19 protein-coding genes and 1 pseudogene are annotated in these 26,047 nt (G+C 65.1%); 4 read left to right on the top strand and 16 right to left on the bottom strand.

Translation table 11 applies throughout. From position 1 onward, the window contains the following. From iscB to AC1DQ3_RS29105, 4 genes are all read right to left on the bottom strand, one after another. Nucleotides 1-1,026 (bottom strand): RNA-guided endonuclease IscB (gene iscB / locus AC1DQ3_RS29090; protein ID WP_477123645.1); only part of this gene is annotated, 1,026 nt, incomplete at its 3' end. 439 nt (nt 1,027-1,465) lie between these two features. Further along, the gene (gene mlaE, locus AC1DQ3_RS29095; protein ID WP_477123610.1) at nt 1,466-2,242 is read right to left on the bottom strand and encodes a lipid asymmetry maintenance ABC transporter permease subunit MlaE; all 777 of its coding nucleotides are present in this window, start codon (nt 2,240-2,242) and stop codon (nt 1,466-1,468) included. Continuing rightward, nucleotides 2,239-3,060 carry an ABC transporter ATP-binding protein gene (locus AC1DQ3_RS29100; protein WP_477123611.1) on the bottom strand — a complete coding sequence of 274 codons (822 nt, stop codon included), beginning with the start codon at nt 3,058-3,060 and terminating at the stop codon, nt 2,239-2,241. Before AC1DQ3_RS29100 ends, mlaE begins: the two co-directional genes overlap by 4 nt. A gap of 142 nt (nt 3,061-3,202) precedes the next feature. Continuing rightward, the gene (locus AC1DQ3_RS29105) at nt 3,203-4,210 is read right to left on the bottom strand and encodes a tripartite tricarboxylate transporter substrate-binding protein (protein WP_477123612.1); all 1,008 of its coding nucleotides are present in this window, start codon (nt 4,208-4,210) and stop codon (nt 3,203-3,205) included. 445 nt (nt 4,211-4,655) lie between these two features. Here AC1DQ3_RS29105 and AC1DQ3_RS29110 point away from each other — a divergent pair, with 445 nt between their 5' ends. After that, nucleotides 4,656-5,204, top strand: a complete 549-nt coding sequence (locus AC1DQ3_RS29110) for a GNAT family N-acetyltransferase (protein ID WP_477123613.1) — start codon at nt 4,656-4,658, stop codon at nt 5,202-5,204. A 64-nt stretch (nt 5,205-5,268) separates the two neighbouring features. Here the strand turns inward: AC1DQ3_RS29110 and AC1DQ3_RS29115 are convergent, their stop codons facing one another. The 11 genes from AC1DQ3_RS29115 to pilM all read right to left on the bottom strand — a co-directional run bounded on the left by AC1DQ3_RS29115 (nt 5,269) and on the right by pilM (nt 21,156). Then, the gene (locus AC1DQ3_RS29115) at nt 5,269-6,732 is read right to left on the bottom strand and encodes a glutamate synthase subunit beta (protein ID WP_477123614.1); all 1,464 of its coding nucleotides are present in this window, start codon (nt 6,730-6,732) and stop codon (nt 5,269-5,271) included. Between the two features lie 122 nt (nt 6,733-6,854). After that, complete coding sequence (locus AC1DQ3_RS29120; protein WP_477123615.1) at nt 6,855-11,630, bottom strand: glutamate synthase-related protein; 4,776 nt, start codon at nt 11,628-11,630, stop codon at nt 6,855-6,857. A 383-nt stretch (nt 11,631-12,013) separates the two neighbouring features. Continuing rightward, nucleotides 12,014-12,730, bottom strand: coding sequence for a transposase (locus tag AC1DQ3_RS29125; protein WP_477123616.1), 717 nt, complete (start codon nt 12,728-12,730; stop codon nt 12,014-12,016). 123 nt (nt 12,731-12,853) lie between these two features. Next, complete coding sequence (locus tag AC1DQ3_RS29130; protein ID WP_477123617.1) at nt 12,854-13,990, bottom strand: deoxyguanosinetriphosphate triphosphohydrolase; 1,137 nt, start codon at nt 13,988-13,990, stop codon at nt 12,854-12,856. 75 nt (nt 13,991-14,065) lie between these two features. Next, nucleotides 14,066-15,172 carry a 3-dehydroquinate synthase gene (aroB, locus tag AC1DQ3_RS29135; RefSeq protein ID WP_477123618.1) on the bottom strand — a complete coding sequence of 369 codons (1,107 nt, stop codon included), beginning with the start codon at nt 15,170-15,172 and terminating at the stop codon, nt 14,066-14,068. Beyond that, nucleotides 15,159-15,743 (bottom strand): shikimate kinase, encoded by a 585-nt coding sequence (locus tag AC1DQ3_RS29140; RefSeq protein WP_477123646.1) that lies wholly within the window; start codon nt 15,741-15,743, stop codon nt 15,159-15,161. Before AC1DQ3_RS29140 ends, aroB begins: the two co-directional genes overlap by 14 nt. 277 nt (nt 15,744-16,020) lie before the next feature. After that, complete coding sequence (locus AC1DQ3_RS29145) at nt 16,021-18,216, bottom strand: type IV pilus secretin PilQ (protein WP_477123619.1); 2,196 nt, start codon at nt 18,214-18,216, stop codon at nt 16,021-16,023. Further along, entirely contained in the window at nt 18,213-18,743 is a 531-nt protein-coding gene (locus AC1DQ3_RS29150) for a pilus assembly protein PilP (RefSeq protein WP_477123647.1), read from the bottom strand. The genes AC1DQ3_RS29145 and AC1DQ3_RS29150 overlap by 4 nt, the downstream gene beginning before the upstream one ends. Beyond that, on the bottom strand, nt 18,743-19,423 hold the full coding sequence (locus tag AC1DQ3_RS29155; protein ID WP_477123620.1) for a type IV pilus inner membrane component PilO: 681 nt from the start codon (nt 19,421-19,423) through the stop codon (nt 18,743-18,745). The genes AC1DQ3_RS29150 and AC1DQ3_RS29155 overlap by 1 nt, the downstream gene beginning before the upstream one ends. A gap of 2 nt (nt 19,424-19,425) precedes the next feature. Beyond that, nucleotides 19,426-20,067 (bottom strand): PilN domain-containing protein, encoded by a 642-nt coding sequence (locus AC1DQ3_RS29160; protein ID WP_477123621.1) that lies wholly within the window; start codon nt 20,065-20,067, stop codon nt 19,426-19,428. A gap of 18 nt (nt 20,068-20,085) precedes the next feature. Next, nucleotides 20,086-21,156 carry a type IV pilus assembly protein PilM gene (pilM, locus tag AC1DQ3_RS29165; RefSeq protein ID WP_477123622.1) on the bottom strand — a complete coding sequence of 357 codons (1,071 nt, stop codon included), beginning with the start codon at nt 21,154-21,156 and terminating at the stop codon, nt 20,086-20,088. A gap of 379 nt (nt 21,157-21,535) precedes the next feature. Here pilM and AC1DQ3_RS29170 point away from each other — a divergent pair, with 379 nt between their 5' ends. After that, the gene (locus AC1DQ3_RS29170; protein ID WP_477123623.1) at nt 21,536-23,911 is read left to right on the top strand and encodes a penicillin-binding protein 1A; all 2,376 of its coding nucleotides are present in this window, start codon (nt 21,536-21,538) and stop codon (nt 23,909-23,911) included. A 74-nt stretch (nt 23,912-23,985) separates the two neighbouring features. Here AC1DQ3_RS29170 and cyaY read toward each other — a convergent pair whose 3' ends face one another. Continuing rightward, a complete protein-coding gene (gene cyaY, locus AC1DQ3_RS29175; RefSeq protein WP_477123624.1) occupies nt 23,986-24,321 on the bottom strand; it encodes an iron donor protein CyaY in 336 nt (111 codons plus the stop codon). 185 nt (nt 24,322-24,506) lie between these two features. Here cyaY and AC1DQ3_RS29180 point away from each other — a divergent pair. Beyond that, nucleotides 24,507-24,566: pseudogene (locus tag AC1DQ3_RS29180) on the top strand (hypothetical protein); the annotation flags it as partial. Nucleotides 24,567-24,571: 5 nt separating this feature from the next. Then, nucleotides 24,572-26,014 carry a diaminopimelate decarboxylase gene (gene lysA / locus AC1DQ3_RS29185; RefSeq protein WP_477123625.1) on the top strand — a complete coding sequence of 481 codons (1,443 nt, stop codon included), beginning with the start codon at nt 24,572-24,574 and terminating at the stop codon, nt 26,012-26,014. The last annotated feature ends 33 nt before the right edge of the window (nt 26,015-26,047 follow it).

The raw sequence follows: 26,047 nt of genomic DNA on the forward strand, positions 1-26,047 counted from the left end.
GATCGCCAACGTGGGCTTTTGCCATCCCGAAACCGAGTCGATCACCCCAACGCACGCGGCGTCCAGCGCGTGCGTCTTTGGCAGATCGAATCGTCGGCGATTGTACTTCGTCCGTGCACCCGACCCAGTCTCCACGGAAAGCCCCGTGGTCTTCAGCGCGTTGTACAAGGCCCACCGGGTCGAATTGACCGCAGCGGCGTCGCGAAGCGGTGACTTTGCCTTGGCCTGAATGCGCCTGAGACGCTCCGGGTCCTTGCGCAGGAAATCRGMGAGCGGRCGCGCGGCCTTCTTCCGATTGCAAGGCACGCACGCCAGCGTCAGGTTGGCGACCCGGTTGGAGCCACCGTTTGCCCGGGCMTCGATATGCTCCATTTCCAGCGGCGTATCGCGGGCATCGCAGTACGCGCACTGCCGGCCCCATTTCTCCAGCAGGTACTCCCGGACCTCGTAGCCGGCCAGTTCGCCTTGCTGATACTCGACGCCGGAGATCTCCGGGTTTTGCAGCGTCTGCATGTCGAAGCGGACGAGTTCGGTGCTGACGGCTGTAATCGGCGCGAGCGCCCGGAAACGGCGCACCCAAGCCATCGTGGTCTGCACACGGTGTTGCAGGCTCGGCGCCAGCCAGCCAACGGGCTTGCACCGGTTATCGAAACGAGCGGCCCGATAGCGGGTATTGCGACCGCGTCGCGCCCGACGCATAGCGCGACGTGCAGTCAGGTTCAGACTGATCTGCGCGCCGCGGTGGATCAGTTCTGCGAGAGACAGCACGGCAGCATGCCGAGCCGGCTCGACACCGCCGGACTCAACTTCGCGCACGATGGCCACCCCAGTGCCCTTGCTACCTGGATCGAGTTTGAGGCGGATCGGTTGCAGGACGCTGTCCGCCTGCCGCCGATCCACCAGGCGGATGGCGAAGGGCATCACGCGGTGCGCGCGCGCGCGGCCGCACGCCAGCAACAGCCTGGCGCGCTTCTCACTGCACGGCATGAGCGGTTTGCCGCTCTTGTCCAACACAAAGACTGCCAAGGCAATCTCTCCCCAAAAGTTGCCCTTACGGGCCTGGTGACGCCTCCCTTGCAGGAGGTCTCCCCTCGGCAATGTTGCGAACCGGCGATCTGCCCCGATCCGTTTCGTGCTTACCCTGTCGCTTGTCTGCAACCGGGGCTTCAAGAGGTTGGAACTGAGGAAGCATCCCAACGTTGGTCTTGCACCTGTTCGCAACGTAGCGGGTTGGGTACCGCTTTGCCTGGTCAACCCGAGCCTGTTGAGTTGCCTCTACAAGCTCCGGCCTAAAGAGGCTGTCGCAAAAGGGTACACAGCCGAGCATGCCGGCTTTTTTCCCCCGACAATTCAAGCACTTACAAAGCTGAATTGTTTCGACTTGCACCTTTTGCGACAGCCTCTTTAGGCCGGGGTAGTTGACCTGCGTCTCTTCTTCAAGTACTCCGGCGACCGCACCGGCAGGTCAGCTGAACATCAGCGCAGTCAGCAGGAAATCCAGCGCCAGCACGGCCAGCGAGGCAATCACCACGGTACGCGTGGTGGCGCGCGACACGCCTTCCGGCGTGGGCTTGGCCTGATAACCCTGGTACAGCGCAATAAACGTCACCGCGATGCCAAAAATGAAGCTTTTTATGACACCGTTCAGCACATCATTCCGAACGTCCACCCCATTCTGCATCTGCGACCAGAACGCGCCCGCGTCCACGCCGATCATCTGCACGCCGACCAGATAGCCGCCGAGGATGCCGACGGCGCTGAAAATCGCCGCCAGCACCGGCATGGCCACCACGCCAGCCCAGAAGCGCGGCGCGATCACGCGTTGCAGCGGATTGACCGCCATCATCTCCATGGCCGTGAGCTGCTCGCCGGCCTTCATCAGGCCGATCTCGGCCGTGAGCGAAGTACCGGCGCGTCCGGCGAACAAGAGTGCCGTCACCACCGGACCCAGTTCGCGCACCAGCGACAGGGCCACCAGCAAGCCGAGTGCCTGCTCGGAGCCGTAGCGATTTAGCGTGTAATAGCCCTGCAAACCAAGCACGAAGCCGACAAATAGGCCAGATACCGCAATAATCACCAGCGACAGGTTGCCGACAAAGAAGATCTGGTCGCTGACCAGCCGGAACCGGCGCAGCAGTGCCGGCGACATCGCCAGCACCGTGAAGAACATGCGGGTGGCATGGCCAAGCCCGATGACCGACTGCCGCACGGCGGAGCCGATGCTTGTGAAGAACTCGATCATTGCCCCGCCCCGCTCACGAAGTCCTCGGCCAGCGATGGCCCTGGATAGTGGAAGGGCACCGGGCCATCGGGTTCGGCATGGATGAACTGGTGCACGAAGGGATCCCTCGAGGCGCGCAGGGCCTCGGGCTCGCCTTGCGCGACAATGCGGCCGTTGGCGATGAAATAGACGTAGTCGGCGATCAGGAAGGTCTCGTTGACGTCGTGCGACACGATGATGGAGGTGGCGCCCAGCGCGTCGTTCAGGCTGCGGATCAGCCGCGCGGTCAGGCCCAGCGAGATGGGGTCGAGCCCCGCGAAGGGCTCGTCATACATCAGCAGGGCGGGATCGAGCGCGATCGCGCGGGCCAGCGCGATCCGGCGCGCCATGCCGCCGGAGATCTCCGACGGCATCAGCTCGCGGGCCCCGCGCAGGCCGACGGCATTGAGTTTCATCAGCACCAGGTCGCGAATCATCGACTCGGGCAAATCGGTATGTTCGCGCAACGGGAAGGCAACGTTGTCGAATACCGACAGATCGGTGAACAAGGCGCCAAACTGGAACAGCATGCCCATCTGGCGCCGCACGGCGTAGAGGCCATCGCGATCCAGGGCGGGAATATTGGCACCGTTGAAGAGCACTTTGCCCTGCTGCGGCCGGACCTGGCCGCCGATCAGGCGCATCACGGTGGTCTTGCCGCAGCCCGAGCCGCCCATGACTGCAACCACCTTGCCGCGCGGGAAGCGCATGCTAAGGCCCGACAGGACAGGCTTGCCGCCCGCCGTATAGGCGAAATCGACAGACTGGAGCTCGACTAGGTTTGAGGCGGAATCGGTCACGTTGGCACCGTGTTAGGCAGTCCGCCATTATAAGGGCTACTACCTAGCGGCGCCCACGCCAGTGTGCCGCAATCCACATCCACGAATCGCAAATAATTGTTTCGTCACATTTGACCCCGACCGGCGCCGGAGCGCGCGCGGCCTAGGGCTCGGCCGGTCCCTCTGTCTGCCGCAGGATTACCTGCCACTGGATCGACTCCGAGCGTATCGCCATGGCAAACGCTTCGGGCGAGTCCCGCAACGGTGTCAGGCCCGCCGCCAGCAAGCGATCCCGGACCTCGCGCTCGCCCATCACCGCGTCCAGTTCGCTGGCGATCCGAGCCACGATGGCATGCGGCGTCCTGGCCGGCGCAATGACGCCATACCAGGCGCCAGCCCCGTAGCCGTCCAGCCCGGATTCCTGCAGGGTTGGCACGGTGGGCGCGAGTTGCGAGCGCGCCACACCGGTCACGCCCAGCAAACGCAAATTGCCGTTCCTGACCTGCGCCTGCACGGAGGCAAAGGCACAAAAGCAGGMGCTGATGCGCCCGGCAAGCATCTCTTGCACCACGGCGCCCTCGCCCTTGGCCGTGACCAGGGGCACCCCGTTGAGGACGCCATGTACGGCGTACTGGGCGTAGAGGTGCGAAGGGCTGCCGGCCTGGCCGCTACCATAACTGTAGGAGCCGGGGTTGGCATTGACCTCCGCAAGCCATTGTTGCGGCGTGCGCATCGGCAGGCGCGCATCGATCACCAGGAACAGCGGCATGGTGGCTACCCGCGCCACCGGCGTGAAGTCGCGCACCACGTCATAAGACATGGGCTCCAGGCCCGGCTGGATCAGCATGGTGGCTTGATGGAACAGCAAGGTATACCCATCGGAACTCGCCTTGGCCACCACCTCCCCCGCGGTGGTGCCGCCCGCGCCGGGACGGTTGTCGACATCCACCGGCACGCCAAGACGTACCGCCAGGCGCTCCGCCAGCAGGCGTGCCACGGCATCCGGCACGCCGCCGGCGGGAAAGGGCACGACCAAACGGATAGGCCGGACGGGAAACGGGACGGGGCGGGTGAACGCAGCCGGGGTCGCGGTTGCCTGCGGAGCCGGCTGCCGCGCCAGGACAGGGCTGACGATGCCGGCCAGCAGGCTGGCGAGGCAGAGCAGCGCCATGGGCCGGACTACGGATGCAAGGCACGCTGCCATGCCCGTACCCTGCCGGGGGAGGCGGAAAACAGGCGATTTGAACAGCGGATGCCTGGCACGCAAGGGAGACTGCTGACGAGCCGGCTTTGCAGCGGGGTGAAGCAACGTCGCCTTACCTCGCCAAAGCCGCGAAAAAATGCGCACTTCGGACATCAGTTCCTCCGTGCCACAGGCATTGCCGGTGGCATCTCGATCGGCTGAAAGGGATTAGCGAGGCAGTCTTTGTTCTAGTTTTTGTTCTAATTGTCAGGTCATTCTACGAAGAATGCCCAGAGCCGCACAGACCACGTTAACCATAGCCGGGACAACCCTGTGGGAGCGGACACGATGCATCACACGGAAGGCTTGCCGGCCCGCACCGACGCGCTTGCAGCCTGCCGGCTCGTGAAACCGGATGCGATAATCGCCTGCCATGAGCGAATGCATTCTCCGGCCCATGCGGCCCACCGACCTGCCCGCCGTGCTCGAAATCCAGGCCCGGTGCTATCGCGGCATGCTGCTTGAATCCGGTGTGGCCCTGGCCAGCCGGCTGACGCTGTCGCCCGCCACCTGCTGGGTGGCCGCGCATGCCGGACGGGACGAGACCCTGGCAGCCTATTTGTTTACCCATATGTGGCCGCAGGACAGCCTGCCGCCGCTCGATGGCGTGCTGGAGCGGCACTGGGACCGAGGTGGCGAGCCCGGCTGCGCGATGACGCTGACCTGGTTTGTCCACGATATGGCGGTGGCACCCGCCGGCCAGGGTAAGGGCCTGGCGCAAGGACTCTACAAAGCCACCCGCGCGGCGGCGCTGGACGCCGGGCTGCGCTCGTCGCGGCTGGTCGCCGTGCAGTCGGCCGCACCGTGGTGGCGCRGACTCGGGTACGAAAAAATGGTCCCGCCCAATGACAGATTGGCCGCCAAGCTGGCGGCCTACGGCACCGGCGCCGTGCTGATGGGCCGCGCGCTGCCCCCGGCCTGACCGCGCGCCTGTAAAAAAACCCGCCCGGCTTGCGCGGGGCGGGCTTTTCGAAGCGTGCAGTGTCTTAGCGCGGCAGCTCGGAGTGCCCCATCAGGAAGGCATCGACCGAACGCGCAGCCTGGCGGCCTTCGCGGATGGCCCACACCACGAGCGACTGACCGCGGCGCACATCGCCTGCGGCGAACACCTTGGGCACGTTGGTGTGATAGGCGCGCTCGCCTTCGGTGCTGGCGCGTGCGTTCTTGCGGGCGTCGGTGTCCACGCCAAAGGCGCTCAGCAACGAGCCGACCGGATTGGTGAAGCCCATCGCCAGCAGCACGAGGTCGGCCTTGAGGATGAACTCGCTGTCCGGCACTTCCTGCATCTTGCCCTCCTTCCACTCGACGCGGCAGGCCTTGAGCGCGGTGATCTTGCCGTTCTCGCCGATGAATTCCTTGGTGGCAACCGACCAGTCGCGATCGCAGCCTTCGTCGTGCGAGGACGAGGTGCGCAGCTTGATCGGCCAGTACGGCCATACCAGCGGCTTGTACTCTTCTTCCGGCGGCTGCGGCAGCAGCTCGAACTGGACGATCGATTCGGCGCCGTGGCGGTTGGAGGTGCCCACGCAGTCCGAGCCAGTATCGCCGCCGCCGATCACGATGACGTGCTTGCCGTCGGCACGGATGTCGTTCGGCGCGTCGCCAGCGACTTCCTTGTTCTGCGGGATCAGGAATTCCAGCGCGTAGTGGATGCCGGACAGATCGCGGCCGGGGACCGGCAGGTCGCGCGGCACTTCCGAGCCACCGGCCAGCACGACGGCGTCGAACTGATCCTGCAGGGCCTGGGCCGAGATGGTTTCACGCGCATAGTTCTTGATGCCGGCCGGCAGTTCGCCGTCGGTCACCATCACGCCGGCGCGGAAGGTCACGCCTTCGGCCTGCATCTGGTCCATGCGGCGGTCGATCAGCCACTTTTCCAGCTTGAAGTCGGGGATGCCGTAGCGCAGCAGGCCGCCGATGCGGTCGTTCTTCTCGAACACCGTCACGTCGTGGCCGGCGCGCGCCAGCTGCTGGGCGACGGCCATGCCGGCGGGGCCGGAGCCGACCACGGCAACGGTCTTGCCGGTCTTGTGCCTGGGCGGCTGCGGGGCGACCCAGCCTTCGTCCCAGGCCTTGTCGATGATGGCGTGCTCGATCGACTTGATGCCGACCGGTGCCTCATTGATGCCCAGCGTGCAGGCGGATTCGCATGGTGCCGGGCAGATGCGGCCCGTGAACTCGGGGAAGTTGTTGGTCTGGTGCAGCACCTCGATCGCCGACTTCCAGTCCTGGCGGTACACCAGGTCGTTGAAGTCGGGGATGATGTTGTTGACCGGGCAGCCGTTGTTGCAGAACGGAATGCCGCAGTCCATGCAACGCGCGCCCTGGATCTTCGCTTCGCTGTCGGACAGCGCGAAAACGAATTCCTTGTAGTGCTTCACGCGCTTGGCTACGGGTTCGTAACCTTCGTTCTGGCGCGGAAATTCGAGAAAGCCAGTCGCCTTACCCATGTTGCGTCCTTGGTCTTGCTGGGCAGGTCCGGCGCATGCGCCGGCCCCGCCGTGGGGTCAGTATCTTGTGAGGCCGGCGGCGCGGGTGCGCGCCGCCGCTCTGCTTGGTCGGGCTACGAGGCTCAGGCCGCGATACGATCGCTGTCCTTCGCTTCCTGCTCCTTGGCGTACATCTCGCCCAGCGCACGCTTGTACTCGGTCGGGAAAACCTTGATGAACTTGCGGCGTGCCGTGGCCCAGTCCGCCAGCAGCGCCTTGGCGCGCTCGGAGCCGGTGAAGCGGAAATGCTGCTCGATCAGGCCCTTGAGGATGACTTCGTCCAGCTGGCGCTGGCCGTTCACCTTGTGCCAGGACGCCTGGGACTGGCCCTTTTCCTGGTCCGCCGCGGCCAGCACCGTATCCAGTGCCACCATCGAGGTGTTGCAGCGCTTGTCGAACAGGCCGTCCTCGTCATAGACGTAGGCCATGCCGCCCGACATGCCGGCCGCGAAGTTGCGCCCGGTGCCGCCCAGCACCACCACGGTGCCGCCGGTCATGTACTCGCAGCCATGGTCGCCCGTGCCTTCCACTACCGCGGCCGCGCCCGAGTTGCGCACCGCGAAGCGCTCGCCGGCCACGCCATTGAAGAACGCTTCGCCGGCAATCGCGCCGTACAGCACGGTGTTGCCCACGATGATATTGCGGGTCGGATCGCCACGGAACTCGTGCGGAGCGCGCACGATCACACGGCCGCCCGACAGGCCCTTGCCCACGTAATCGTTGCCGTCGCCCACCAGGTCCAGCGTGATGCCGTGTGCCAGGAAAGCGCCGAAGGACTGGCCCGCGGTGCCTTGCAGCTGGATGTGGATGGTGTCTTCAGGCAGGCCTTCATGGCCGTACTGCTTGGCCACCACGCCCGAAAGCATCGCGCCGACGGTGCGGTTGACGTTCTTCACCGGCTGGATGAACGACACGCGCTCACCCTTGTCGATGGCCGGGCGGGCCTTGGCGATCAGCACGTGGTCGAGCGCCTTGCCGGCTTCGACCGACAGGCCGTGGTCCTGCACATCGGTATGGAAACGCGGCACCTCGGCCGGGAACGGTGCCTGGTAGAACACGCGGGTGAAATCGAGGCCGCGCGCCTTCCAGTGTTCGATGGCCGGCTTGGTGTCGAGCAGGTCGGCACGGCCGATCAGTTCGTCGAACGAGCGGATACCCAGTTGTGCCATGATCTCGCGGGCCTCTTCGGCAACGAAGAAGAAGAAGTTCACCACGTGCTCGGGCTTGCCCTGGAATTTCTTGCGCAGCACCGGATCCTGCGTGGCCACGCCCACCGGGCAGGTGTTCAGGTGGCACTTGCGCATCATGATGCAGCCTTCGGCCACCAGCGGCGCGGTGGCGAAGCCGAACTCGTCGGCGCCCAGCAGCGCGCCGATGACCACGTCGCGGCCGGTCTTCATCTGGCCGTCAGCCTGCACCCGGATACGGTTGCGCAGCCCGTTCAGCATCAGCGTCTGCTGCGTCTCGGACAAGCCGAGCTCCCACGGCGTGCCGGCGTGCTTGATCGACGACCACGGCGAGGCGCCGGTGCCGCCGTCATGGCCGGCGATCACTACGTGATCGGCCTTGGCCTTGGCCACGCCAGCGGCCACGGTGCCCACGCCCACTTCGGACACCAGCTTGACGGAGATGTCGGAGCTCGGGTTGACGTTCTTCAGGTCGTGGATCAGCTGTGCGAGATCCTCGATCGAGTAGATGTCATGGTGCGGCGGCGGCGAGATCAGGCCAACACCAGGCACCGAGTAACGCAGCTTGCCGATGTAGTCCGAGACCTTGTGGCCGGGCAGCTGGCCGCCTTCGCCGGGCTTGGCGCCCTGCGCCATCTTGATCTGGATCTGGTCTGCCGAAGCCAGGTACTCGGCGGTCACGCCGAAACGGCCCGACGCCACCTGCTTGATCTTCGAGCGCAGCGAATCGCCGGCCTGCAGGTCCAGGTCGCGCACGACGGCTTCCGGGCCCAGCAGGCCCTGCAGCGTGTCGCCCTGCTTGATGGGGATGCCGCGCAGTTCATTGCGATAGCGCTTCTCGTCCTCGCCGCCTTCACCGGTGTTGGACTTGCCGCCGATGCGGTTCATCGCCACGGCCAGCGTGGTGTGGGCTTCGGTGGAGATCGAGCCCAGCGACATGGCGCCGGTAGCAAAGCGCTTGACGATGTCCTTGGCCGATTCCACTTCTTCCAGCGGAATGGCGCGCGCGGGATCGACCTTGAACTCGAACAGGCCGCGCAGCGTCATGTGCCGGCGGCTCTGGTCGTTGATGATGTTGGCGTATTCCTTGTACGTCTGGTACGCGCCCTTGCCATCGTCCGCGCGCACCGCGTGCTGGAGCTTGGCCACCGAATCCGGGGTCCACATATGCTCTTCGCCACGGACACGGTAGGCGTACTCGCCGCCGGTGTCGAGCATGGTGTCCAGCACAGGATTGTTGCCGAAGGCGTCCTGGTGCTGGCGCAGCGCTTCCTCGGCCACCTCGAAGATGCCGATGCCTTCGACATTCGATGCGGTGCCGTGGAAATACTTCTGCACCAGTTCGCGCGACAGGCCGATGGCTTCGAAGATCTGCGCGCCGGTGTACGACATATAGGTGGAGATGCCCATCTTGGACATCACCTTCTGCAGGCCCTTGCCGACGGCCTTGACGAAGTTTTTGACCGCCTTCTCGGGCGACAGGTCGCCGGACAGGCCTTGCGCCATGTCGGCCAGCGTTTCCATTGCCAGGTACGGGTGCACGGCTTCCGCGCCGTAGCCGGCCAGCAGGGCGAAGTGATGCACTTCACGCGCGGTGCCGGTTTCCACCACCAGGCCGGTCGAGGTCCGCAGGCCCTTGTCCACCAGGTGGTGGTGGATGGCCGAGGTCGCCAGCAGCGCGGGGATGGCCACGTGGTCGGCATCGACGCGGCGGTCCGACACGATCAGGATGTTGTAGCCCGAACGCACGGCGTCCACGGCTTCCGCGCACAGCGAGGCCAGGCGGGCTTCGATGCCTTCCTTGCCCCATGCCTTCGGATAGCAGATGTTCAGTTCGTAGGAACGGAACTTGCCGCCGGTGTAGTGCTCGATGTTGCGGATCTTGGCGATGTCCTTGAAGTCCAGCACGGGCTGGGACACTTCGAGACGCATCGGCGGGTTGATGTTGTTCAGCTCGAGCAGGTTGGGCTTGGGTCCGATAAAGGACACCAGCGACATCACCATGTTCTCGCGGATCGGGTCGATCGGCGGGTTGGTGACCTGGGCGAACAGCTGCTTGAAGTAGTGGTACAGCGTCTTGTTCTTGGACGACAGCACGGCCAGCGGGCTGTCATTGCCCATCGAGCCGGTGGCTTCCTCGCCGGCCAGCGCCATCGGCGCCATCAGGAACTTGACGTCTTCCTGGGTATAGCCGAAGGCTTGCTGGCGATCCAGCAGGCGCGCGTCGGGTTTCTTCTCGGCGGCCACGTCCTCGGGCTTGGCGTCCAGCTCGTCGAGCTTGATGCGCACGGCGTCGATCCAGCTCTTGTAGGGCTTGGCGTTGGCCAGGTTGTCCTTGAGTTCCTTGTCGTCGATGATGCGGCCTTGCTCCATGTCGATCAGGAACATCTTGCCCGGCTGCAGGCGCCATTTCTGCACGATGCGCGACTCGGGGAAAGGCAGCACGCCGGCTTCCGAAGCCAGCACCACGATATCGTCCTCGGTCACATAGAAACGTGCCGGGCGCAGGCCGTTACGGTCCAGCGTGGCGCCGATCTGGCGGCCATCGGTGAAGCAGATCGCGGCGGGGCCGTCCCAAGGCTCCATCATGGCGGCGTGGTATTCGTAGAAGGCGCGGCGGTTGTCGTCCATCAGCGTGTGCTGCTCCCAGGCTTCCGGGATCATCATCATCATCGCGTGGACGAGGGGGTAGCCCGCCATCGTCAGCAGTTCGAGGCAGTTGTCGAACGAGGCGGTGTCCGACTGGCCGGGATAGATCAGCGGCCACAGCTTGGGCAGGTCGTCGCCCAGCACCGGCGAGGAGATCGCGCCGGTCCGTGCGTTGACCCAGTTCACATTGCCCTTGACCGTGTTGATTTCGCCGTTGTGGGCAACCATGCGGTACGGGTGGGCCAGTTCCCAGGCCGGGAAGGTATTGGTGGAGAAGCGCTGGTGCACCAGGGCCAGCGCCGAGACGGCGCGCGGGTCCTGCAGGTCGAGGTAGTACTCGCCAACCTGGTTGGCCAGCAGCAGGCCCTTGTACACCACCGTGCGCGCCGACATCGACGGCACGAAGTATTCCTTGCCGTGCTTGAGCTTGAGCGCCTGGATGGCGTGACTGGCGGTCTTGCGGATCACATAGAGCTTACGTTCCAGCGCGTCCGTGGTCATGATGTCGCGGCCGCGGCCGATGAAGATCTGGCGAATCACGGGCTCGGTGGTGCGCACGGTCGGCGACATCGGCATGGCGGCGTCCACCGGCACATCGCGCCAGCCCAGCACGACCTGGCCTTCCAGGCGCACGGTGCGCTCGAGTTCCTGCTCGCAGGCCAGGCGGGAAGCGTGTTCCTTCGGCAGGAAGATCATGCCCACGCCGTACTCGCCGGACGGCGGCAGGGTCACGCCCTGCCTGGCCATTTCCTCGCGGTAGAACTGGTCGGGGACCTGGATCAGGATGCCGGCACCGTCGCCCATCAGCGCATCGGCGCCGACCGCGCCGCGGTGGTCCAGGTTTTCCAGGATCCTCAGGCCCTGCTGCACGATTTCATGACTCTTCTTGCCCTTGATATGGGCAACCATGCCGACGCCGCAGGCGTCTTTTTCATTGGCGGGGTCGTACATGCCCTGGGCTTGCGGACGCGAGGCAGGCGCGTACGCGGCGGCGGCAGACTCTGCGGCCTGCGCTTGGGCCATCGTTGGCTTCGATTGGGATTGCGATTGGTCCACGGGCTTGATTCCGGTGAGGGCTGCGCAGCCAGCAAGGCAGACCGGAACGGGAACCGCACTCTTCCACCGGGGCCGGTCGAAAACCGGGAACGGGGTAACGAGCGAGACAGCGGGGCCGCAGCGGCGTACACAGGCGTGACGCGCCGCACAATGAATGTGGGTGGAGGAACTATAAAAGAATCGTTCCCGTCCCGCAAAATTTTTAAATGGGGTCAGATCATAATTTGTCTCGCACCACTTCAGGAGTGGTCTTTATTTGGGGACAGATTATATTTGGTGCATTGCGGCGGCGCTTTTGTGACGTTCGCCAGATACCGGAGATGGCCCAGCCGCGCAGGGCAGCGCCGATCTCAGACCGAGTCCGACTCCCTTGCCGCCGCCGTGCGGCCAACGGGCCGCCCCTTCGGCAACGGATGCACGCGCCGTCCACCCTGGCGCTCCAGCTGTACCAGGAATGCGGCGTCCCCCAGCGGCCAGCCGCTATGCGCATGGCTGCGCAGCGTGGCCAGCGTCATCGCGGACAAGCCCTCCGCGGTCACGGCGCGGTAATTGGATTGGCGCTCGAACGGTGTATTGCCCAGCGCCCAATATGCGGAGTGATCGCTCACAAAGGGGCTGGCTTCGATGCCGGCGTGGTGGCGGTAGCTGCTCCAGCGATCGCCTTCCGGCGAACTCACTTCGCCCGCACGCACAGCGTTGGCCTCCACATACAACATCGCGGGCAACATCCAGGCCGCCGGATCGAACACCGCCGAACGGAAGCGACCATCCCACAACGTGCCCGTGCGACCGGCAACCCGGTTGAAATGGCGCGCATAGCGCCGCCCGACCGCCTGCATGGTCAGGCTGAGCGAGTCGGCATGGCGGGGGGTTGCCAGGAGATGCACATGATTCGGCCGCAAGGCATAGGCATGAATTGCCAGGTCGTGCTCGCGCGCCGCCATCCGCAGGCAGTCGAGGTAATGCAGGCGGTCGTCGGGGCCGAGGAAGACCGGCTGACGATTGTTGCCGCGTTGCAACACAAGCGCCGGCAGCGACGCGGGGGAAAAACGAGGAAGGCGGGCCATAGTAAGCGAGGAATATCGGCGTCCAGCGATCGCCGGGTGAATGGCATCAGGCAGATGCCATGCCCAATGATAGCCCACCCGCCGGCTCATCCGTCCCCAATTTCCCCACGAGCCTGTTACCGCTTAATGTCCCTCGTCGACGGCGAAGATGCGCCGGTGCTCCCGAATCGCATAGCGATCGGTCATGCCGGCGATGTAATGCGATATCAGTCGGGACTGGTCGCGCCCCTGCCCGGCCTGGTACTGCGGCGGCAACAAGCGCGGGTCGGCCATGAAGGCATCGAACAGGTCGGTGATGATGCGCTGGGCCTTGGACGACATGCGCATCACCAGGTAGTGCCGGTAGAGATGGCGGAACAGGAAGCGCTTGAGCGACGCGGCTTCCTCGCTCACTGCCGGACTGAAGGCCACCAGCGGTCCGGCGGCCCGCACCGCGTCGATGCTGCGCGGGTTGGCGGCGGCAATATTCCGGCCGGTGGTCTGGATCAGGTCGACGATCAGGGTGTTGATCATGCGCCGGACGGTTTCATTGATGGCGCGCCTGCCATTGATGCCGGGGAAAACCGCCATCGCCTCGGCCCGGTGGCGCCGCCACATCGGCACTTCGTCCATCTGCTCCAGGGTGAGCAGGCCGGAACGCAGGCCGTCGTCGATATCGTGGTTGTTATAGGCGATTTCGTCGGCCAGGTTGGCCAGCTGTGCCTCCAGCGAAGGCTGGGTGCCTTCCAGGAAACGCCGGCCCAGTTCGCCCAGCGCGGAGGCATTGACGCGCGAGCAATGCTTGAGCACGCCTTCGCGCGTCTCGAAAGTCAGGTTGAGCCCGTTGAAGCCCCCGTAGCGCTCTTCCAGCTCATCCACCACCAGCAAGCTCTGCAGGTTGTGCTCAAAGCCGCCATGGTTCTTCATGCAGTTGTTCAGCGCATCCTGCCCGGCATGACCGAAGGGCGTGTGGCCCAGGTCGTGCGCAAGCGAGACGGCTTCGACCAGATCCTCGTTCAGGCGCAGGTTGCGCGCGATCGAGCGGGCGATCTGGGCAACTTCCAGGCTATGGGTGAGCCGGGTGCGGAACAGGTCACCTTCGTGGTTGACGAAAACCTGGGTCTTGTACTCCAGCCGCCGGAACGCCGTGCTGTGGATAACGCGGTCGCGGTCGCGCTGAAACTCCGTGCGCGATGAAGAGACCGGTTCCGCATGCACCCGTCCGAGGGTCTGCGCAGAGCGGGCGGCGTAGGGAGCAAGGTGGCTTTCGAGGTCGGTCATGCGGCAATCCGGTCGGGCATCCGGCCGGGTGGCTGCGCGCCGCCTGGCCGGGGTTGCAAGGCGTAACCGATCGCGTCAGGCGACCGGCGCCTCGGTAGGCGGCCTGACCACCGCGTGCTGCAAGGTCGCGCGCAGGTCAGGATCCGGCACGGTGGTGATGAAGGCTTCGCCCAGCTTCCTGAGCAGGATGAACTTGACGCTGCCGGCCTCGGCTTTCTTGTCCACTTTCATCAGTTCGATGTAGCGGTCGGTGCCGAGTTCGGGAGCCACCACTGGCAGCATGGCGGCGCGCGTGAGCTGCACCACGCGCGCGCGCGTTTCGGTATCGATGAAACCCAGGCGATGCGACAGGTCCGCCGCCATCACCATGCCGCAGCCCACGGCCTCGCCGTGCAGCCACTCGCCGTAGCCCATGCCGGCCTCGATGGCATGCCCGAACGTGTGGCCGAAATTGAGAATGGCGCGCAGGCCGCCCTCGCGCTCGTCCTGGGCCACCACGGCGGCCTTGATCTCGCAGGAACGCTGCACCGCCAGCGTCATGGTGTCGGGGTCGCAAGCGTTAAGCGCACGGATGTTGCGCTCGATCCAGCCGAAATACTCGGCATCGGCAATCGCGCCGTGCTTGATCACCTCGGCCATGCCGGCCGCCAGTTCCCGCGGCGGCAGCGTGCGCAACGTGTCGATGTCGGCGATCACCGCATTGGGCTGGTGGAAGGCGCCGATCATGTTCTTGCCCAGCGGGTGGTTGATGCCGGTCTTGCCGCCCACCGAGGAATCCACCTGGGCCAGCAAGGTGGTGGGCACCTGCACGAATGGCACGCCACGCATATAGCAGGCCGCGGCAAACCCGGTCATATCGCCCACCACACCGCCGCCCAGGGCGATCAGCGTGGTCTTGCGATCGGCGCCCGCGCTCAGCAGCGCGTCGAAGATCAGGTTGAGCGTCTCCCACTGCTTGAAGGCTTCGCCGTCGGGCAGGGTAACGGTGCGCACGGTCTTGCCAAGGGCTGCCAGCGTGGCCTGGACCCGGGCGGAGTAAAGCGGCCCAACGGTCTCATTGGTGACGATGACGGCATGCTGACCGCGTACATGGGGGCGGAACAATTCGACCTGGTCGAGCAGGCCGGTACCGATATGAATGGGGTAGCTGCGCTCCCCAAGGCTGACTTCAAGGGTGATCATTGTGATTCAGGTCCTGCGCCGGGAGATTCTCCGCGCACTCGCCATCTTCCTCTTGGGGTTCTTCAGGCTCTTCGGCGGCAACGGTGAAACCGGCCATCTCAAGTTGCATCAACACCATATTAGCAAGCTGCGCCACCGAAGGCTTGCCGGTTTCAATGATGAAGTCCGCCACCTCGCGGTAGAGCGGGTCGCGCTCGCCATAGAGCGCCTCCAGCCGTCCCTTGGGGTCTTCGGTCTGCAGCAGCGGGCGATTGCGGTCGTGCCTGGTGCGCAGCCACAGGTCGTGCGGGCTGGCACGCAGATAGACCACGGTGCCGCGGGCCTTCAGGTGGGCGCGATTCTCGGGCCGCAGCACCGCGCCGCCGCCGGTTGCCAGCACAATGCCGTGCCGCTGGGTCAGCTCGTCGATCATCAGTGCCTCGCGGTCCCGGAAACCGGCTTCCCCCTCATGCTCGAAGATGATCGGGATACGCACGCCGCAACGTGCCTCGAGTTCGTGGTCCGAATCGAAGAACAGGTAATTCAGGCGCCGGGCCACAGTGCGACCGACGGTGGTCTTGCCGGCACCCATCAGGCCAACAAAGAAAAGGTTCGGGCGGGTGAATGTCACTGGCGTGTCGGGCGGAAGCCGGGTCTCTGGCCGGCCCTCGCGGTAGAAAACTGCGTCATCTTCTTATGTTGGGACGTTCCGGGCAAGTGGCGCGGCGCAATCGGCACAAGGCAACCCGCCTCGCGACCCGCCCTGCATGCCTGCCATGCGCCCTCGCCCAACTCGCCCGCCTGGGCAATAAAAAAGCCGCATCGGATCGATGCGGCCTGTCAGTCTACTGCATTCGGCGCGGCCGGGGCTATTTCAGCGACACGTTATCGTTGAGCACGCGTGGCGTCAGGAACACCAGCAACTCGGTCCGGTTATTGATCTTGGCGTTATCCTTGAAGAAATTGCCGAGTATCGGGATATCGCCCAGCAGGGGCACCTTGTTCACATTAGTGGACTCGGTCTGGCTGTAAATGCCGCCGATCACCACGGTGCCGCCATTCTCGACCAGTACTTGCGTCTGCACATGCTTGGTATCGATGGCAAAGCCCGAAGTGGTCTGGATGCCGACGCTGTCCTTGTTGACGTCGACGTCCAGCAGCACATTGCCCTCCGGCGTAATCTGAGGCGTCACTTCCAGCTTCAGGTTGGCCTTGCGGAACTGCACCGAGGTGGCGCCACTGGAAGTGGCGGCCTGGTAAGGCAGTTCCGTGCCTTGCTCGATCAGCGCCTTGATATTGTTGGCGGTGACCACACGCGGGCTGGAGATGATCTTGCCGCGCCCGTCCGCTTCCAGCGCCGACAGCTCCAGCGCCAGGAAACGCCCGGCAGTGTTGCTGAACAGGCTGACCGCGACCGAGCCCGGGTTGACGCCGTTGATCGCCGCGGCCGGCAGGCTCAGTGCCGGGCTGTTGTCCCAGGTACCGGCCTGCGAGATGGGATTCGTGATCGGGCTGGTGACATTGCCGTAGTTGTTGCCGTAGCCGGCGCCGGCCGTCTTGGAGGCAAAGCCCAGCCTGACGCCCAGGTTGCGACTGAAGGTGTCATTGGCCTCGACGATGCGTGCCTCGATGATGACCTGGCGCACCGCGATGTCGATCTTGCCAAGGAAGTTCTGCACCTCCTCCAGCTTGGTCGCGATATCGGAGACGAACAGCTGGTTGGTACGCGGATCGGCAGTCAGCGAGCCGCGCTTGGACAGCATGCGCGTATTGCTGCCAGCCAGGCCGCCCGCGCCACCCACACCGCCGAGCGACGCACCCACGCTGCCCATCGCACCCGCGCCGCCGGCACCGCCAACGCCACCGGTTGCCGCGAGGCCGAGCAGCATGCGCCGCACATCCTCGGCGCGCTGGTAGTTGAGCTGGAACACCTGGCTGCGGATCGGTTCGAGGTCATTGATCTGCTGCTGCGATTCGAGTTCGAGTTTTTCCTTGGTGGCCAGCTCGGCCTTGGGCGCAACCAGCAGCACATTGCCGTTGCGGCGCGAGGCCAGGCCCTTGGCGTCGAGCACGATCTGCAGCGCCTGGTCCCACGGCACATCCTTCAGGCGCAGCGTCAGGTTGCCCTGCACGGATTCGCTGGTGATGATGTTGAGGTTGGTGAAGTCGGCAAACACCTGCAGCAGCGAGCGGATATCGATGTTCTGGAAGTTCAGCGAAAGCCGGTCGCCACGGTAGCCCGTGCCGCTGATCAGCTTGGCCGGATCTTCCTTCACCGGGCGCACCTCCACCACGAACTGCGTATCGGTCTGGTAGGAGCTGTACTCCCAGTTGCCGCGCGGCTCGATGGAGAGGCGGGTGGTGCCGTTGTTCTCGCTGGCCCGCATGCCCTGTACCGGGGTGCCGAAGTCGGTGACGTCATAGCGTCGGCGCAGGCCGTCGGGCAATGACGTATTGAGGAAATCGACCACCACGTTCTGGCCCTGCTGCGCGATATTGATGGCGGACTCACGCGAGGACAGGTCCACCACAATCCGGCCCGCGCCATCCTGGCCGCGGCGGAAGTCGATATTGCGCACGGTCGCCTGGCGCGCCGACGCCAGCTGCGCTTGCGCCGGGCCTGGGGCGAACGTCGGCACCGCCGCCCGTGGAGTCTGGGCGACGTTGTCGAGCGTCGCCACGAACAGGTTGCCGCGCACTTCGGTGCGATAGCTGGCCACGCGGGTCAGGTCGAGGACCACGCGGGTGCGGTCGCCGATCTGCATCACATTGGCGCCCTTGAGCAGCTTGCCGCCGAAGTCGTATTGGGCCCGCCCGGCCGCAAAGCCGGTATCGAGGAAATCGATGGCGAGCTTGGGCGGGTTCTGCGTGGTGAAGTCGGCCGGCTTCTGCGTTGGCGGCCCCTGCAACTCGACCGTGAAGACGGTCTGCTCGCCCACCGTGGTGGCATCCACGCGCTTGACCGTGTTGCCCGTTGTCGATTGCGCCTGCGCAGCCGGCGCGCCCAAAACCAGCATCATCACCGCGGCGCCAGCAAGCGCGCGGTACCAGCGACCCATGATCATGCGGCCCCCTCCAGCTTCAGGCTGGTGATTTTTTCTTTCCACTCGGCTACCCCTTCCCGGACCAATTCGCGCAACACGATCTCCTGATCGCTGATGCGGACCACCCGGCCGTAGTTCTGGCCGAGATGCTGACCCACCCTGACGTGGTGGATCTTGTTATCAACCTGCACAACGCCGTAGGTCTCGCCACGCTTGTTCATCGAGCCCAGCATCTTGAAGTTTTCCAGCGGGTAATCTTCCAGCGGCTCGCGCTGCCGGCCCGACTCCGGCGATTCCGACAGGACCCGGTTGAGGTCGCCGATCTTGTTCTGGGCAAACGGCTCGGGCCCGTTGCGCGCCGCATACTCGCGCGGCGCATAGGGCTTGGGCTCGGGCAACGGGGCGGGCGGCGGCACCTTGGCGGCCTGGGCTTGCGCCATCCACTGGCGCAGGCCGTCTTCCTCGCTGGCCCCGCAGGCCGCCAGCAACGCGGCGCCAATCAGTGCGCAAGCGCATGCGCGCAGGGTCGAGGGCTGGATCGCCGGCATCATGTCTTCGCTCCCGCAGCCGTTTTGGTCGCCGCGGCTTCCGCCTTGCGCTGTGCCGCCTGCTCTTCGGGATCGAGCGTGCGATAGGCCATCGCCACGGCCTCCATCGTCAGTCCGCCGTCCTTGCCATTGGCGAACTGCATTCCCTGCATCGACACGATGCGGGACAGCGACGCCACGTCGGAGTTGAACTGCGCCACGTCGTGGTAGCGCCCGGTGACTTTCAGGTTAATCGGGATCTCGGCGAAGTAGGGCTTGATCACGGCGGCCTGCGGCTTGAACAATTCGAACTGCAGGCCGCGCGCCACGCCGGCGTGATTGACGTCGGCCAGCAGTGCATCCATCTCGGTCTTGTTGGGCAGCTGGCGCTCGACCAGCGCCACGCGCTGCCCTACTTCCGCCTTCTGCTTGCGCAGCGCGTCCAGGTTGGCGACCTGCGCTACCTTGCTCTGGTAGGACTGCTTCAGGCTCTCCTGCTCGGCATGCTTGCGATCGAGCTCATCGAGCTTTCCGCCCCAGTAAAACTGCCAGCCCAGCAGCAGCACCAGCACTGCCGCCAGCACGGAGAACAGCACGCGCGGGGCGGTTGGCCAGGTTTCGGGCTCATTCAGGTTGAGGCCACGGAACTGCGCGCCGAGGTCATGCAGCGTGGCCATCGAGATTTCGATATCGCGTGCCATGGTCAGCCCTTCCCGCCAACTGCGGCGCTCGCGGCCGCGGGGCCCCTGCCCTTCTTGCCGTCCTCCGGCAACTCGGGGGCGCGGTAGGCGAAACGCATCGAGAAATCGAACAGGCGCCGCTGCTCGCGCAGGTTGTTCGTCATCATCACCGCCTTGGATTCGACCAGCTCGGCCTTGTCCAGCCACTGCACCGCGCCGAGGTTGCGCAGCAGCTCGGACACGCGCTCATTCGACTGCGCGATACCGCTCACGCTGAAGGAGTCGCCGGTTTGCTTCAGGGTGGTCAGGTAGACCCCCTCGGGCACCTGCCGCACCAGTTCCTCCAGCAATTGCACTGGACGGTTGCGCTCGTTCTGCAAGCCTTCGATGGCCTTTTGCCGCTGCAGCAGGCCTTCGATGTCCTTGCGCAGCGTATTGACCTCGCGGATCTGCAGGTCCAGGCGGTTGTTCTCGGCGGTGAGCACCTGGTTCAGGCCGGCAACGGCATCGATGCGGTGATCGATGTACATGCCACCCAGCAGCACCACCAGCGCGCCGGCGCCTGCCGCCCCGCCCAATATCGTGTAGACCTTTTTGCGCCGCGATGCCTTGCGGGCTTCGTGGTAAGGCAGCAGATTGACTGTCGGGATCGTGTTGATGGACATTCGGCTTCCCTCGCTGGCTTACTGCAGGCCGCGCAGCGCAAGCCCGGCGCTCACGATGTAGGCCGGCAGGTCACGCTGCAGATAGCGCTCGTTGACCTTGCCGGCTGTCATCATGTTTGCGAACGGGTTGGCCAGCGTGGTAGTGATCTCGGTCTGCTGCTCGATCGCGGCTTGCACGCCGACCAGCGAGGCATGGCCGCCCGAGAGCAGGAGCTCGTCGACCCGGCCGATACTCGACGCAGACAGGAAGTTGCGCACCGCCCCCTGCACCTCCACCGCCAGCGCCTCCAGGGAGGGGCCGAGCAACTGGGCGCGCCAGGCTTCCGGCAAGGTGTTCTTGCGCTTCTTGATCTCCGCCTTGAGCGCGTCCAGCGTGAACATGCGCGCGGCGCTCTGGGTCAGCTGGTCGCCGTAGCTGTTGAGCGGCTGCTCGTAGAGTTCTTTCCAGCCTTGGTAGAAGATGGCCTTGGAGCGGCTGCCGCCGAGATGGATCACGGCCACCACGGGCAACTCTTTCGCGTCGGTGGCACTGATATCGGCCGATACGCCCAGCATCTGCACCACGGAGCGCTGTACCGCGTATTCCTCGACGTCCATCACGTGCGGCTTCAGCCCTGCCATTTCGGCGGCGGTGACCCGCTCCTGCACACGATCGCTGTTGGCGGCGGTAACGCGCACGCCGATACCGCCCTCGGTTTCGCTGGGGCCGATCACGGAAAAGTCGAAATTGACGGCCTGCGATGGCGGATAGAGGCGATGCGCCTCGGATTCCACCTGGATGTACAACTCGTCCTCGGACAGGTTGTCCGGCAGGCTGACGGTCTGCGATTCGGTCAGCATCGACGGCACCCCCAGCACGACCTCCTTGGCGCGAATCCCGGCCTTGCCGAGCGCACGCTTGAGGGCGATGCCCACCGCTTCGATATTGACCACGTTGCCATCGGCAACGGCATTGCGGTCCAGCAGTTCGCTGGCGCATTTTTCCAGCCGATAGTCGTTCTTGCCGCTGCCCACGGACAGCTCGACTACCTTGACGCTGGACGACCCGATGTCAACGCCGACTGTCGTACGGCGCAACAACCCCGACAAGAACGCTCGCCGCAAGGTGACCCCCTGACCGTTGAACCCGTTGAACTCGCCTTGGCTTGATTGCTCTAAATTGGCGAGTCTCTATTGTTTCTTGGATGAAACGTTTTGCTCTTTTGGTTGGTGGATTCTCACCAAAAATTCGGGCGCTGGCAATGTGCCGGTCTGACCACGATTGCTTTTAATGCAAGCCCCTCACAAAGCGTTGCCAAAATCCCACGGTGACCCTCATCCCCGCGCCCCGCCCATCTTTTCGTTTCATGCAGATCTCAATCTCATTACATCTTGTAACAGCGCGATAGCGACGTGCGCGCCACAACGCGCCGGGAACAGCGGATCCCGGGAGATATAATCCCGGCACCGCTTACTAGGTATTCCCCTTATGGTCACAGCACAACAGAAGCCTGCCCTGCCTGCCCGACGTCCGATCTGGATGCGGCTGACCTTTTGGGCCCTGGGCTTGCTGGTGGCCGGCATCGTGGCGGTGGCGCTGCTGGTGGGATACGCGCTGCTGGTGGCCGCGCCCAACCTGCCATCGCTGGACACCATCACCGACTACCGGCCAAAGATTCCATTGCGGATCTACACCGCCGATAGCGTGCTGATTGGGGAGTTCGGCGAGGAACGGCGCAATTTCGTGCCGATCACCCAGATCCCGGACGTGATGAAGAAGGCGGTGCTGGCCATCGAGGACGACCGCTTCTATGAACACGGCGGCGTCGACTTCGTCGGCGTGCTGCGCGCGGGGCTGGCCAACCTGCGCGGCGGCCTGTCGCAGGGTGCATCCACCATCACCATGCAGGTTGCGCGCAACTTCTTCCTCTCGAGCGAGAAGACCTACACCCGCAAGCTGTATGAAATGCTGCTGGCCTACAAGATCGAGGCCAATCTCTCGAAGGACCAGATCCTCGAGCTGTATATGAACCAGATCTACCTGGGCCAGCGCGCCTATGGCTTCGCCAGCGCGGCGCGGGTGTATTTCGGCAAGTCGATCAAGGACGTGACGCCGGCCGAGGCTGCCATGCTGGCCGGCCTGCCCAAGGCGCCCTCGGCTTATAACCCGGTGGTCAACCCCAAGCGCGCCAAGGTGCGCCAGGAATACATCCTGCAGCGCATGCGCGACCTGCGCTACCTGACCCCCGAGCAATACGACCAGGCCCTGCACGAAGAACTGAAGGTGCGCGGCGAAGGCAATGAATTCTCCACCCACGCCGAGTACGTTGCCGAGATCGTGCGCCAGCTGATGTATGCGCAATATCGCGAAGAGACCTACACCCGCGGCCTGACGGTCTACACCACGCTCAACAAGACCGACCAGGACGCCGCCTATGAGGCGGTGCGCTCGGGCATCATGAATTACGAACGCCGCCACGGCTACCGCGGCCCCGAAGCGTTTATCGACCTGCCCGCCAACGCGGACGAGCGCGAGCAGGCCATCGACGACGCGCTGCTGGAACACCCCGGCAGCGACGACCTGCGTTCGGCCGTGGTCACCAGCGTGTCCGCCAGGCAGGTGCAGGCCACGCTGCTGTCGGGCGAAGTCGCCACCATCGAAGGCCAGGCGCTGCGCTTTATCGCGCCGTCGCTGGCGGCCAACGCGCAACCCAAGGCCAGGATCCGGCCGGGCGCGATCATCCGCGTAACGCAGGACGAGAAAGGCGCGTGGACGGTCACGCAGTTGCCCGAGGTATCCGCGGCCTTTATCTCGCTCAACCCGGAAGACGGCGAGATCCGCTCGATGGTCGGCGGCTTCGACTTCAACCGCAACAAGTTCAACCATGTGACGCAAGCCTGGCGCCAGCCGGGTTCGAGCTTCAAGCCGTTCATCTACTCGGCGGCACTGGAAAAAGGCTTCTCGCCCGCCACCGTGATCAATGACGCGCCGATCTCGATCAGCGACAACGGCGGCCAGGTGTGGGAGCCGAAGAACTACGACGGCAAGTTCGAAGGCCCGATGTCCATGCGCCGCGCGCTGGCCAAGTCCAAGAACCTGGTGTCGGTGCGCATCCTGCGCGCCATCGGCACCCAGTACGCCCAGGACTACATCACGCGCTTTGGCTTCGACGCCGACAAGCACCCGGCTTACCTGCCGATGGCGCTGGGCGCAGGCAGCGTCACCCCGCTGCAGATGGCCGGCGCCTACTCGGTGTTCGCCAACGGCGGCTTCCGCGTCAACCCCTACCTGATCCAGAAGGTGGTCGACGCGCGCGGCAACGTGATCTCCGAAACCAGGCCACAGCGCGCCGGCGAGGATGCGGTGCGCGTGCTCGATACCCGCACCGCCTTTATCGCCGACTCGATGCTGCGTGAGGTGGTACGCAGCGGCACCGCGAACAGCGCCAAGCAGCGCCTGGGCCGCAACGACCTGGCCGGCAAGACCGGCACTACCAACGACGCTGTCGACGCCTGGTTCGCCGGCTATACGCCGAAGCTGGTGGCGATCGCCTGGATGGGCTACGACCAGCCCAAGAGCCTGGGCGTACGCGAGACCGGCGGTGGCCTCGCGCTGCCGATCTGGGTGGGCTACATGGGCAAGATGCTCAAGGGCGTGCCGGAAATTCCAGAGCGCCAGCCCCCCGAAGGCGTGATCATGGTGGGCGGCGACTGGGCCTTCGAGGAGAACGCCGGCGGCGCGGGCGTGGCTTCGGTCGGCCTGGGCGATCCGTGGCCGGGCAAGCCGGACGAGAGCGCGCCGTCGCAGGCCGATGCCGAGGCCGAGAAGAAGCGCATCCTGGAGATGTTCGGCGGCGGCGGCTGAGACCCCTCCGGCCAGATTTCCCGCCCATGAATAGCCGGCCTTCGTGCCGGCTTTTTCGTGCCTGGGCGCGGCGCTCAGGCCAGCGTCAGGGACACGCCGGCCTGCTGGCTCACATAGCTGGACAGTGCCGCGTACAGCTCGCCGCCGCCGCGCGTATCGATCCAGCGCTGGCCATCGTGGCGGAAATGGAATCCTCCAGAGCGCGCGGCCACCCACAGCTCCTGCATTGGCGCCTGGCTGTTGACGATGATCTTGGAACCGTCCTCGAACTCGAGCTCGATGAGGTTGCCGGCACGGTTGATCTCGATATCGGCATCGGCTGCGTCGGCAGCGGTTTCCACCGCGCTTTCCAGCCGGTCCAGCTCTTGCTGGGCCAGCGCCAGGAACTCACTTTCACTCATGGGGGGCATGCTAAACTCCAAGGCCGCCGGCCAGCGCGATTTGCGGCATTCCGCAGCATTCGGCCGGTGGCGAATTGAACAAATATTTCGTATTTCCGTTGATCCCGCCGCCCCGCTTGGGAAACGACCCAAAACGACCCAAAACGACCCGAAACGGTCCGGGACGACTCTGGACACTCTTTAAGGACGACCCGATGTTGCGTCGTGTTGCGATTGTATCGGCGATTGCCGCCAGCCTTGCGATGCCCCTGTTGTCGGGATGCGGCATCCGCGGCCCGCTGACGATGCCCAAGCAACCTCCCGCACCGGCACAGCCGGACGTACCGGACCCCGGCCTTGCCAATCCGTCCGTCCCGCTTCCGGCGGCTACCCCGGGCTCCGCGCCCGCAGCGGCGTCCGCCACGCCGGCCGCTACCCCCAACGCCAAATAACCATGACTGCCTTCTTCCATCGCCACGACGGCGCGCTCGCCGTCGAGCACGTGCCGCTTGCCCGCATCGCCGCCGAATACGGCACCCCGACCTATGTCTATTCGCGCGCCGCGCTGACTGCCGCCTACCAGGCCTACGCCGCGGCGTGCCAGGGCCGCCGCGCGCGCGTGCAGTACGCCATGAAGGCCAACTCGAACCTGGCCGTGCTGCAGGTATTCGCCCAGCTCGGTGCCGGCTTCGACATCGTTTCCGGCGGCGAACTGCAGCGCGTGCTGGCAGTGGGCGGCGATCCGCGCAAGGTGGTGTTCTCCGGCGTGGGCAAGACCGCCGCCGAGATGGAACTGGCGCTGACGCACGATGTGCTGTCATTCAATGTCGAGTCGATCCCCGAACTGGACCGCCTCAACGCCGTGGCCGGCCGGCTGGGCAAGCGCGCGCGCGTCTCGCTGCGCATCAACCCGGATGTGGATGCCAAGACGCACCCCTATATCTCCACCGGCCTGAAGGGCAACAAGTTCGGCGTGGCGTTCGAGGACGTGCTGCCCACCTACCGTGCCGCCGCCGCGCTGCCCCATCTGGAAGTGGCGGGCATCGACTGCCATATCGGTTCGCAGATCACCGAGGTCGCACCCTACCTGGAAGCGCTGGACAAGGTGCTCGACGTGGTGGAGGCGCTGGAGCGCGAAGGCATCAAGCTTGAGCATATCGATGTGGGCGGTGGCCTTGGCATCACCTACGACGACGAAACCCCGCCGGACATCACTGGCTTTGCCCGCACGCTGCTGGACCGCGTGGCGGAGCGCGGCCATGGGCATCGCGAGGTGCTGTTCGAGCCGGGCCGCTCGCTGGTGGGCAACGCCGGCGTACTGCTGACCCAGGTCGAGTTCCTCAAGCCGGGCGCCGCCAAGAACTTCTGCATCGTCGATGCGGCCATGAACGACCTGGCCCGTCCTGCCATGTACGAGGCCTATCACCGCATCGAGCCCGTCCAGTTGCGCGACACCGCGCAGGCGGTCGCCCTGACCTACGATGTGGTCGGTCCTGTGTGCGAATCCGGCGACTGGCTCGGCCGCGACCGCGCACTGGCGGTGGAGCCGGGCGACCTGCTGGCCGTGATGTCGGCCGGCGCCTATGGCTTTGTCATGAGCTCCAACTACAACACCCGCCCGCGCGCGGCCGAAGTGATGGTCGACGGCGACGGGGTGCACCTGGTGCGCGGGCGCGAGCGCGTGGAAGACCTGTTCCGCGACGAGCGCCTGCTGCAAGGCTAAGCCACTCCCGCCAGGCCCGGCCACGTTCCGGGC

It is taken from the genome of Cupriavidus sp. 01T418 (assembly GCF_056398885.1).